The sequence below is a fragment of the Brachybacterium sp. GCM10030252 genome (assembly GCF_042666535.1).
GTDB lineage: Bacteria > Actinomycetota > Actinomycetes > Actinomycetales > Dermabacteraceae > Brachybacterium.
In genome coordinates this window covers 1-11,087 of sequence record NZ_JBHTDM010000012.1, presented here as the reverse complement: position 1 = coordinate 11,087, position 11,087 = coordinate 1, and the positions used below count along the sequence as shown (strand labels likewise).

The window sequence follows — 11,087 nt, the reverse complement described above, 5'->3', positions numbered from 1 at the left end:
GCTGATCATGCATTCGTCTGTATATACTTCCGGCATGATGTCGGTCCCGGATCCTTCGGCCACCCCAGCCCTCGCCTCGGACGCCGCCCTGTCGCCGGATCGCGGCGGTCGGCCGCGTGTCGCCGTGGTCGGTGCCTCCGGGTACGCCGGCGGCGAGGCACTGCGCCTGCTCGCCTCCCACCCCGGGCTCGAGGTCGCCACCGTCACCGCGCACAGCAGCGCCGGGAAGCGGCTGAGCGAGGTCGCCCCGCACATCGACCTGGGCCGCGACCCTGTGCTCGAGGAGACGACGGCAGAGGTGCTGCATGGTCACGACGTCGTAGTCCTGGCGCTCCCGCACGGGCAGTCCGGCGAGCTCGCCGCCCAGCTGCGCGCGGAGGACCCGAATGTGCTGGTCGTCGATCTCGGTGCCGACCACCGGCTCGAGAGCGCCGAGGACTGGTCCGAGTACTACGGCAGCGCGCACTCGGGCACCTGGAGCTACGGCATGCCCGAGCTGCCGCTGGCCGACGGCACCCGGCAGCGCGACCAGCTGGCCGGCGCGCGCGAGATCGCGGTCCCGGGGTGCAACGCCACTGCCGTCACCTTCGCCGCGGTCCCGCTGGTGCGGGCCGGCCTGATCGAGCCGGGCGCCCTCAGCGCGGTGCTCCCCGTCGGGTACACCGGCGCCGGCCGCACCCCCAAGCAGCATCTGCTGTTCGGCGAGGCCTCCGGCTCGGCAGCCCCGTACGGGATCGGCGGCAGCCACCGGCACATCCCCGAGGTCCTCCAGAATCTCCGGCGAGCCACCGGGCAGGACGGCGCACGGCTGACCTTCACGCCCGTGCTGGTGCCGATGAGCCGCGGCATCCTCGCCGTGCTCACCGCGCCGCTGACCGGATCGGCGAGCTCCGCCGACCTGCTCGATGCCCTCCGCGCCGACTACGCCGATGAGCCCTTCGTCAGCGTGCTCGAGGAGGGCTCGGCACCGACCACCGGGCAGGTGACCGGGTCGAACGCGGTGCGGATCGGAGCGGCCGCGGACCGCCGCAGCGGCCAGGCCACCGTGATCGCGGCGATCGACAACCTCGTCAAGGGCACCGCCGGCGCCGCGATCCAGTCGCTGAACCTGGCGCTCGGCCTCCCGGAGACCACCGGACTCACCCGCACCGCGCTCGTCCCCTGACCCGCTCGCCCGCCACCGCGGAGCCGGATCCGCTGCTCCGTGCCCGTCGCTCCGAGTCCCTGTAGAGGAGATCCCGTGTCGATCACCCGCCCCCGCGGCTTCCGTGCGGCCGGCCTGGCAGCCGGCCTCAAGTCCACCGGCGCCGCGGACCTCGCCCTGGTGGTCAACGACGGCCCGCGCGATGCCGCCGCCGCCGTCTTCACCGCCAACCGGGTCCAGGCCGCCCCGGTGCTCTGGTCCCGTCAGGCAGTGGCCGACGGTCGCGCCCGCGCCGTGGTGCTGAACTCCGGCGGGGCCAATGCGTGCACCGGCCCGGAGGGCTTCGCCGACACCCACCGCACCGCGGAGCACCTGGCCGACCTCCTCGACGTCTCCGCGCAGGACGTGCTGGTGTGCTCGACGGGCCTGATCGGCGAGCGGCTGGCGATGCAGCCGCTGCTGGGCGGCCTGGACGCCGCGGCCGGGCAGCTCGAGCGGGGGGAGCAGAGCGACGCCGCCGCGGCGCGAGCGATCATGACCACCGACTCGGTGCCCAAGACCGCCGAGACGACCACACCCTCGGGAGCCGTGGTCGGAGGCATCGCCAAGGGAGCCGGCATGCTCGCGCCCCAGCTGGCGACCATGCTCGTCGTGCTCACCACCGATGCCGACGTGGATGCCGAGGTCGCCGACGCCGCGCTGCGGGATGCCACCCGCACCACGTTCGACCGGGTCGACTCCGACGCCTGCATGTCCACGAACGACACCGTCATCCTGCTCGCCTCCGGCGCCAGCGGCGTGCGCGTCTCCGTCGAGGAGCTCACCGAGGCGGTGCGCACGGTCAGCGCCGACCTGGCACGACAGCTGGTCGCCGACGCCGAGGGCGCCAGCCACGACGTCCACGTCATCGTCCGCTCCGCCGGCACCGAGGACGCCGCCCTCGCCGTGGCACGGGAGATCGCCCGCTCCAACCTGGTCAAGGCCGCGATCTTCGGCAACGACCCCAACTGGGGCCGGATCGTCGCGGCCGCCGGCTGCGTCCCCGAGCACATCGCACCCTTCGACGTCGCGGACCTCTCCGTCACGGTCAACGGGGTCCAGGTATGCCGAGCCGGCGGCGCCCATCGCGACCGCTCCGAGGTCGACATGACCAGCCGCGAGACCCTCATCGAGGTGGACCTCGGCGCCGGTGAGGCGGCCGCGGACATCTGGACCAACGACCTCACCCACGACTACGTCGAAGAGAACAGCGCCTACTCCTCATGAACCGGACGAGCCAGCATCCAGGCGGCGAGCCCGAGCTCGTCGGCAAGAACCCCCTCGACCAGCTCGACGCCGCCCGCACCGTGGCGCGCGAGAAGTCCGAGGTGCTCATCGAGGCGATGCCGTGGATGCAGCGCTTCCGCGGCAAGATCGTCGTGGTCAAGTACGGCGGCAATGCCATGATCGACGACGAGCTGCGCCGCGCCTTCGCCGCCGACATGGTCTTCATGCGCCTGGCCGGCATCCACGTCGTCGTCGTCCACGGCGGCGGGCCGCAGATCAACACGATGCTCGATCGCGTCGGCATCGACTCCACCTTCCGCGGCGGGCTGCGCGTGACCGACGCCGACACCATGGACGTCGTGCGGATGGTGCTGGTCGGCCAGGTGGGACGCCAGCTGGTCGGGCTCATCAACTATCACGGGCCCTTCGCCGTCGGCATGTCCGGAGAGGACGCCCGCCTGTTCACCGCCCAGCGCCGCAGCACCGTCGTCGACGGCGAGGACGTCGACCTGGGCCACGTCGGTGCCGTCAGCGGGGTCGACATCGAGGCGATCAGTGACCTGCTCGCCGGTGGCCGGATCCCCGTCATCTCCTCGATCGCCCCGGAGGTCGACGCCGACGGCACGCCCACCGGCGAGGTCCTCAATATCAACGCCGACCTCGCCGCCGCCGCGCTCGCCGAGGGCCTGGATGCCGAGAAGCTGGTGATGCTCACCGACGTCGAGGGGCTCTATCGTGACTGGCCCGACCGCGGCTCCCTGATCCCGGAGATCTCGGCCACCGAGCTGCGCGGCATGCTGGAGACCCTGACCGCGGGGATGATCCCCAAGGCGGAGGCGCTGCTGGGCGCGGTCGACGCCGGCGTGCGCACCGCCGCCATGATCGACGGCCGGATCGAGCACGCCGCACTGCTGGAGGTCTTCACCACCAAGGGTGTGGGCACGATGGTCAGGAGGGACGACTATGTCTGAGCAATCCGAGGCGACCACGCACTCCGCCGGAGCGGGCGAGCCCTCCGGCGACCTCGCCACCCGCTACGGTGAGGCGCTGCTGCCCGTCTTCGGCTCCCCGCAGCGGATCCTCGCCCGTGGCGAGGGCGTGCGGGTCTGGGACACCGAGGGCACGGAGTACCTCGACCTGCTGGCCGGGATCGCCGTCAACGCCCTCGGTCACGCCCACCCGGCGATCCTCGCGGCGCTGACCAAGCAGGCCCAGACCCTCGGTCACGTCTCGAACTTCTTCGCCAGCGCGCCGCAGATCGAGCTCGCCGAGAAGCTGCTGACCCTCGCCGCCGCCCCCGCCGGCTCCGGGGTCTTCTTCGCCAACTCCGGCACCGAGGCGAACGAGGCGGCCTTCAAGCTCGCCCGTCGCACCGGCAGGCCCCGGATCCTGGCGCTGACCAGCTCCTTCCACGGCCGCACCATGGGCGCCCTGGCGCTCACCGCGAAAGAGTCCTACCGCGCTCCGTTCGAGCCGCTCCCCGGCGGCGTCGAGTTCGTCCCGGCCGGCGATGAGGACGCCCTCGCGGCAGCCCTCGCGCCGGGTGACGTGGCCGCCGTGTTCGCCGAGCCCATCCAGGGAGAGGCCGGCGTGCGTCCTTTGTCCGTGCCGTACCTGCAGGCGCTGCGCCGGCTCACCCGCGAGCACGGAACCCTGCTGATCCTCGACGAGGTCCAGACCGGGATGGGCCGCACCGGCCACTGGTTCGCCCACCAGGCGGTCGACGGGCTCCAGCCCGATGTGATGACGCTGGCCAAGGGCCTCGGCGGTGGCTTCCCGATCGGGGCCATGGTCACCTTCGGCCAGGAGGTCCACGATCTCCTCCAGCCCGGCCAGCACGGCACCACCTTCGGGGGCAACCCCCTGGCCTCCGCCGCCGGCCTCGCCGTCATCGGCACGCTCCTGGAGGACGGACTGCTCGAACACGTCCGCGAGACCGGAGAGCACGTCCGGGCCGAGGTCGCGGCGCTGCAGCACCCGCTGATCACCGAGGTGCGCGGCGCAGGACTGCTGCTCGGGATCGGGCTCGCCCGGCCGCTGGCCAAGGAGGTCGCCGCCGCCGCACTGGAGGCCGGGTTCATCGTCAACGCCCCGGACGAGTCCACCCTTCGCCTCGCCCCACCGCTGATCATCACCGCGGCAGATCTGGACACCTTCATCGCCGCCCTGCCCGGGCTGCTCGAGCAGGCGGCGCCCGGCGCCGCGACATCCGCCGCCGCGCCGTCCGGCGCCGCCCCCACGCAAGGAGAGCACTGACATGCCCCGCCATTTCCTGCGCGACGACGATCTCAGCCCCGCCGAGCAGAAGGACGTCCTCGCTCTCGCTCTCGATCTCGCCGGCGACCGCTTCGCCAAGCGCCCGCTCGAGGGGCCGCGCACCGTGGCGATCCTGTTCGACAAGTCCTCGACCCGCACTCGGATCTCCTTCGCCGCCGGCGTGGCCGAGCTCGGGGGGAACCCGCTGGTGATCGAGGCCGGATCGAGCCAGCTCGGTCGCGGCGAGTCCATCGCCGACACCACCGAGGTCCTCACCCGGCAGGTCTCCGCCATCGTCTGGCGCACCTTCGGCCAGGAACGGCTCGAGGAGATGGCGGCCCACGCCACCGTGCCCGTCGTCAACGCTCTCACCGACCAGTTCCACCCGTGCCAGATCCTCGCGGACCTGCAGACCATCGCCCAGCACACCGGGGGACTGGCCGACGGCGAGGCCGCCCTGGCCGGTCGCTCCCTGGCCTACCTCGGGGACGGCGCGAACAATATGGCCCACTCCTACCTCCTGGGCGGGGTGACCGCCGGGATGGACGTCCGCATCGCCGCACCCGCCTCCCATCGACCCGATCCCGAGATCCTCGCCAGGGCCCGGGAGATCGCCGAGCGTACCGGGGGCGCTGTCACCGTGACCGCGGACCCTCACGAGGCCGTGACCGGCGCGACCGCCGTCATCACCGACACCTGGGTGTCGATGGGCCAGGAGGGAGAGGACGGACGGGACGCCGCCACCTTCGCCCCCTTCCAGGTCACCGACGAGCTGATGGAGCTCTCCGGCGGCATCTTCCTGCACTGCCTGCCCGCCTACCGCGGCAAGGAGGTCACCGCCTCCGTGCTCGATGGGCCGGCCTCGGTGGTGTGGGACGAGGCGGAGAACCGCCTGCATGCCCAGAAGGCACTGCTGACCTGGCTGCTCGAGCATCCCGACGAGGCGAGCGCCGCGCACGCACGGCCCGTGGGGCAGCGACGATGAGCGATCCCCGTCGGGCCCTCGCGCAGACCAAGACCTCACGCCAGCAGCGCATCGTCCAGCTGCTGACCCACCAGGAGGTCTCCTCCCAGTCCCAGCTCGCCCAACTGCTGACGGCCGAGGGCATCGAGGTCACCCAGGCGACCCTCTCGCGCGACCTCGTCGAGCTGCAGGCCGAGAAGGTGCGCGGCTCGGCGGGGGCCCTTGTCTACCGTCTGCCGCCGGAGGGCGGATCCCCCCGGCCGACCAGCGCCTTCCCGGAGAACGAACTGCTCGAGGCGCGTCTGCCACGGCTCGCCGAGGGGCTGCTCGTCTCCGCGGAAGCCAGCGGCAACCTCGTGGTGGTGCGGACCCCGCCCGGCGGTGCGCAGTATCTCGCCTCGGCCATGGACAGATCGGTGATGCCCGACGTCCTCGGTACGATCGCCGGGGACGACACCGTGCTGCTGGTCGCCCGGGACCCGGCCGGCGGCGACCGTCTCGCCGCCCGGCTGCTCGATCTGGCCGACGGCCGGCGCGAGAGCGCCGACCCGGCCGGGAGCCCCGCTCCCGAGGACCCTCCTCGCCCCCCGCCCGCGCACGACCCAGTCGCCGGCCCCGCCGCCGGCGACCGCCCCCAGAACCCGACAGAACTCGACCAGGAGCTCCCGTGACCGAACGCATCGTCCTCGCCTACTCCGGCGGCCTCGACACCTCCGTGGCCATCGGCTGGATCCACGACGCCACCGGCGCCGACGTCATCGCCTGCGCGGTGGATGTCGGCCAGGGCGGTGAGGATCTCGAGGTGATCCGCCAGCGCGCCCTGGACTGCGGCGCCGTCGAGGCCTACGTCGCCGACGCCCGCGACGAGTTCGCCGACGACTACTGCATGCCGGCGCTCAAGGCCAACGCGCTGTACATGGACGCCTACCCCGTGGTCTCCGCGATCTCCCGCCCCGTGATCACCAAGCACCTGGTCAAGGCCGCCAAGAAGTACGGCGCCTCCACGGTCGCCCATGGCTGCACCGGCAAGGGCAACGACCAGGTCCGCTTCGAGGTCTCGATCACCTCCCTCGCGCCGGAGCTGCAGTGCATCGCGCCGGTGCGCGACCTGGCGCTGACCCGCGACAAGGCGATCCAGTACGCCGAGCGCAAGGGCCTGCCGATCGCGACCACCAAGCACAACCCGTTCTCGATCGACCAGAACGTGTGGGGCCGCGCCATCGAGACCGGCTTCCTCGAGGACATCTGGAACGAGCCCACCAAGGACGTCTTCAGCTACACCGACGACCCGGCCTTCCCGCCCGTGGCCGACGAGGTCGTCATCACCTTCGAGCGCGGCGTGCCGGTGGCCCTGGACGGCCGCCCCGTCACCCCGCTGCAGGCGATCGAGCAGCTCAACCGCCGTGCCGGCGCCCAGGGCATCGGCCGGATCGACATCGTCGAGGACCGACTGGTGGGCATCAAGTCCCGCGAGGTCTACGAGGCGCCCGGCGCCATGGCGCTGATCGAGGCCCACCAGGAGCTCGAGCGCGTCACCCTCGAGCGCGAGCAGGCACGATTCAAGCGCACCGTCGGCGACCGCTGGACCGAGCTGGTCTACGACGGCCAGTGGTTCTCCCCGCTGAAGAAGTCTCTGGACTCGTTCATCGAGGACACCCAGCGCTACGTCAACGGCGATATCCGCATGGTCCTGCACGGAGGCCGCGCCACCGTCACCGGCCGCCGCTCGGAGAGCGGGCTGTACGACTTCAACCTCGCCACCTACGACGAGGGCGACGCCTTCGACCAGTCCAACGCCCGCGGCTTCATCGAGATCTACGGGCTGGCGGCCAAGCAGGCCGCGGCCCGCGACGTCGCCTTCGGCCACGGCGAGGACCTCTCGGCCCCCGGCGAGGGACAGGCATGAGCAGCGACGGGCACGGGCACCCCGGCGCGGCGGGCGATCCGACCGCCGCCCAGGAGCGTGCCTCGCTGTGGGGCGGCCGCTTCGGCTCCGGCCCCGCCGCCGCGCTGTCGGCGCTGTCGGTCTCCACGCACTTCGACTGGCGCCTGGCCGAGTACGACCTGCGCGGCTCGAAGGCCCACGCCAATGTGCTGCACGCCGCCGGACTCCTGAGCGACGACGAGCTCGGCCGGATGCAGGCCGCCCTGGACCGGCTCGCGGCCGACGTCGCCTCGGGGGAGTTCACCGCGGCACCGGAGGACGAGGACGTGCACACGGCCCTGGAGCGCGGGCTGCTGGAGCGGGCAGGGGACGAGCTGGGCGGAAAGCTCCGTGCCGGCCGTTCCCGCAATGACCAGATCGCGACGCTGATCCGTCTGTTCATCCGCGATCAGGGCCGGGCCGTCGGCGACCAGGTGCTCGACCTCGTCGACGTGCTGCTGGCCCGTGCGCTCGAGGTGCACGGGGCGCCGATGCCGGGGCGCACCCATCTCCAGCATGCCCAGCCGGTCCTGCTGAGCCACCACCTGCTCGCCCATGCGTGGCCGCTGATGCGTGACGTGGAGCGCCTGCGCGACCTCGACCGTCGCGCCGCACAGTCGCCGTACGGGTCCGGTGCGCTCGCCGGCTCCAGCCTCGGCCTCGATCCGCAGGCCGTGGCGAGCGAGCTCGGCTTCGAGGACTCGGTATGGAACTCGATCGACGGCACCGCCTCGCGGGACCTCACCGCGGAGTTCTCCTTCGTGCTCGCGATGATCGGCATCGACCTCTCGCGCCTGGCGGAGGAGGTCATCCTGTGGAACACCAAGGAGTTCTCGTTCATCACCCTGGACGACTCCTTCTCCACCGGCTCCTCGATCATGCCGCAGAAGAAGAACCCGGACATCGCCGAGCTCGCCCGTGGCAAGGCAGGGCGGGTCGTCGGTGATCTCGTCGGCCTGCTGACCACCCTCAAGGCCCTGCCGCTCGCGTACAACCGCGACCTCCAGGAGGACAAGGAGCCCGTCTTCGACCAGGTCGACTCGCTGACCCTGGTGCTGCCGGCCTTCACGGGGATGATGGCCACCCTGGTCTTCCACACCGAGCGGATGGCCGACCTCGCCCCGCAGGGCTTCTCCCTGGCCACCGACATCGCCGACCATCTCGTGCGCCGCGGAGTGCCCTTCCGCAGCGCGCACGAGATCTCGGGAGAGTGCGTGAAGGTGGCAGAGTCCCAGGGCAAGGAGCTGTGGGATCTCACCGACGAGGAGCTCTCCTCGATCTCCCAGCACCTGGACGGCTCCGTGCGGTCCGTGCTCTCGGTCCAGGGCTCCATCGCCTCGCGCGATGCCAAGGGCGGGACCGCACCCGAGCGGGTGGCGGAGCAGGAGGACGCTCTGGCGCGTGCGATCACGGAGCTGAGGGCCTTCACGCGCGAATGAACCGCAGCGCACCCCGTCGCAGCGATCTGTGACAATGGCGCTGGATACCCGGCACACTGCGCCCGACCGGCCGGCGCACCGTGCCCCTGCAGAGAGGAAACGATCGATGCATTCCGTCCTGGACGAGCTCGCCTGGCGAGGACTCGTCGTGCAGACCACCGGGCGCGAGGCGCTCGGCAACGCTCTGGCGGACGGACCGATCAGCCTGTATTGCGGTTTCGACCCGACCGCGGCCTCCCTGCACGTCGGCCACCTGACCCAGGTGCTCACCATGCGACGCCTGCAGCTGGCCGGGCACAAGCCCTACGCCCTGGTCGGGGGAGCCACCGGCCTGATCGGCGATCCCCGGATGTCCGGGGAGCGTGTCCTGAACGATTCCGAGCTCGTGGAGACCTGGGTCGAGACCCTGCGCGGCCAGATCTCCCGCTTCCTCGACCCGGAGGGGGAGTTCGCCGTGACCATGGTGAACAACCTCGACTGGATCGGGCAGATGAGCGCGCTCGACTTCCTGCGGGACATGGGCAAGCACTTCCGCATGGGCACGATGCTCGGCAAGGAGACCGTCTCGCGCCGGCTCCAGAGCGACGAGGGGATCAGCTACACCGAGTTCAGCTACCAGGTGCTGCAGGGCATCGACTACCTCGAGCTCTACCGCCGGCACGGGGTGAGCCTCCAGTACGGCGGGAACGACCAGTGGGGGAATCTGCTCTCCGGCGTCGAGCTGGTGCACAAGGTGGAGGGCGAGGAGGTCCACGCGCTGACCACCCCGCTGGTCACCAAGGCCGACGGCACCAAGTTCGGCAAGAGCGAGGGCGGTGCCGTGTGGCTGGACCCGGAGCTGACCAGCCCCTACGGGTTCCACCAGTTCTGGCTCAATGTGGCCGACGCCGATGTGCTCGACTACCTGCGGTACTTCACGTTCCGCTCGCAGGAGGAGATCGGCGAGCTGGAGCGCGCGACCGAGGAGGCCTCCCATCGCCGTGCCGCGCAGAGAGCACTCGCAGATGACCTGACCACGCTGGTCCACGGCGAGCAGGCGACCGCCCAGGCCACTGCCGCCGCCTCCGTGCTGTTCGGGCGCGGGGACGTCCGCGAGCTCGACGAATCGGCAGTCGTCTCCATCGCGCGGGAGCTGCCGGGGGCCGACCTGGCACCCACCACGTCGCTGGTCGACGCCTTCGTGGCGACGGGGATCGTGCAGTCCAAGGGCGCTGCCCGGCGCGCCGCGGACGAAGGCGGACTGTCGGTCAACGGTCAGAGGGTCTCCGTGGATGACCTCGGGGGCGAGATCGGGGACCGGTCCGCCCTGCCGGGCCGCTATCTCCTCCTGCGCCGGGGACGGAAGAACGCCGCCATGGCGCACCTCGCCGGCTGAGCACGACGACAGGCCGCGGGCACAGGACGCAGACCTCCACCACGCCCCGGGCACTCCGAACACGGAGTGCCCGGGGCGTTCTGCATGCCCGGACGGGCGCGCACGTGGCACCTCGAACGGGCCCTGGTCAAATCGTCCCGCGGTCTCGTGACCCCCCTCTCAGACTCAGGTCACATCAGAGTGAACGAGCGCTTTCCGAGGCCACCGAAATGCATGCTGACCTGCACAAACAGGCGCTGAGAAGGGTGAACGAGGGCTGAACGGGATGGTTTGACGGCCCCCCGCAGGACCCGTAATGTTTTCTCTTGTCAGCAGCGAGGACGCAGACGCGAAAGGCCGGAAGCCCCACGGGGCCGGCGGCACGGAGCGGACGCGGAGGAGCTGCTGACCCGGACTCCCGGAACGTCGGGGGAACGGCCGTGACCTGCTCGGGTGACGATCGCACAGCGATCAGAACGAGACGCGGGACACACGGAGCGGAGTTGGACCGGGCCGCGAAGATCTGCTAGAGTAGTGACTCGCGCCGGGACGACGAAGACAAAGAATCGTCGGACGGTTTTCCGCCTGGCGCATCCGAGCCTCCGAGTCGAGCCGCTGAGCGGCCAGATGACGATGTGCGCGTGTTGCTTGATATCTCAATAGCGTGTCTGTTTGTTGATGCCAATATTTGATTGGCAAATTTTAACGGATGATACAGCAGTTATATGCTGGTTGTTTGT

At 71.1% G+C, this 11,087-nt stretch carries 8 protein-coding genes and 1 pseudogene; all 9 read left to right on the top strand.

Annotation, left to right across the window (positions count from 1 at the left end):
* The first annotated feature begins 34 nt into the window (after positions 1-34).
* A complete protein-coding gene (argC, locus tag ACFQRJ_RS11885; protein ID WP_377019329.1) occupies positions 35-1,165 on the top strand; it encodes an N-acetyl-gamma-glutamyl-phosphate reductase in 1,131 nt (376 codons plus the stop codon).
* A 75-nt stretch (positions 1,166-1,240) separates the two neighbouring features.
* On the top strand, positions 1,241-2,410 hold the full coding sequence (gene argJ / locus ACFQRJ_RS11880) for a bifunctional glutamate N-acetyltransferase/amino-acid acetyltransferase ArgJ (RefSeq protein ID WP_377019328.1): 1,170 nt from the start codon (positions 1,241-1,243) through the stop codon (positions 2,408-2,410).
* A complete protein-coding gene (argB, locus tag ACFQRJ_RS11875) occupies positions 2,407-3,381 on the top strand; it encodes an acetylglutamate kinase (protein ID WP_377019327.1) in 975 nt (324 codons plus the stop codon). The genes argJ and argB overlap by 4 nt, the downstream gene beginning before the upstream one ends.
* Positions 3,374-4,666, top strand: a complete 1,293-nt coding sequence (locus ACFQRJ_RS11870) for an acetylornithine transaminase (RefSeq protein ID WP_377019326.1) — start codon at positions 3,374-3,376, stop codon at positions 4,664-4,666. The genes argB and ACFQRJ_RS11870 overlap by 8 nt, the downstream gene beginning before the upstream one ends.
* Position 4,667: 1 nt before the next feature.
* Positions 4,668-5,651, top strand: a complete 984-nt coding sequence (gene argF / locus ACFQRJ_RS11865) for an ornithine carbamoyltransferase (protein ID WP_377019325.1) — start codon at positions 4,668-4,670, stop codon at positions 5,649-5,651.
* Positions 5,648-6,157, top strand: a pseudogene (locus ACFQRJ_RS11860) (arginine repressor); the annotation flags it as partial. The gene argF and the pseudogene ACFQRJ_RS11860, both read left to right, overlap by 4 nt.
* Positions 6,158-6,297: 140 nt before the next feature.
* On the top strand, positions 6,298-7,536 hold the full coding sequence (locus tag ACFQRJ_RS11855) for an argininosuccinate synthase (protein WP_377019324.1): 1,239 nt from the start codon (positions 6,298-6,300) through the stop codon (positions 7,534-7,536).
* Positions 7,533-8,993, top strand: coding sequence for an argininosuccinate lyase (gene argH, locus ACFQRJ_RS11850; RefSeq protein ID WP_377019323.1), 1,461 nt, complete (start codon positions 7,533-7,535; stop codon positions 8,991-8,993). Before ACFQRJ_RS11855 ends, argH begins: the two co-directional genes overlap by 4 nt.
* Before the next feature lie 106 nt (positions 8,994-9,099).
* Complete coding sequence (gene tyrS, locus ACFQRJ_RS11845) at positions 9,100-10,368, top strand: tyrosine--tRNA ligase (protein WP_377019322.1); 1,269 nt, start codon at positions 9,100-9,102, stop codon at positions 10,366-10,368.
* Positions 10,369-11,087 lie beyond the last annotated feature (719 nt).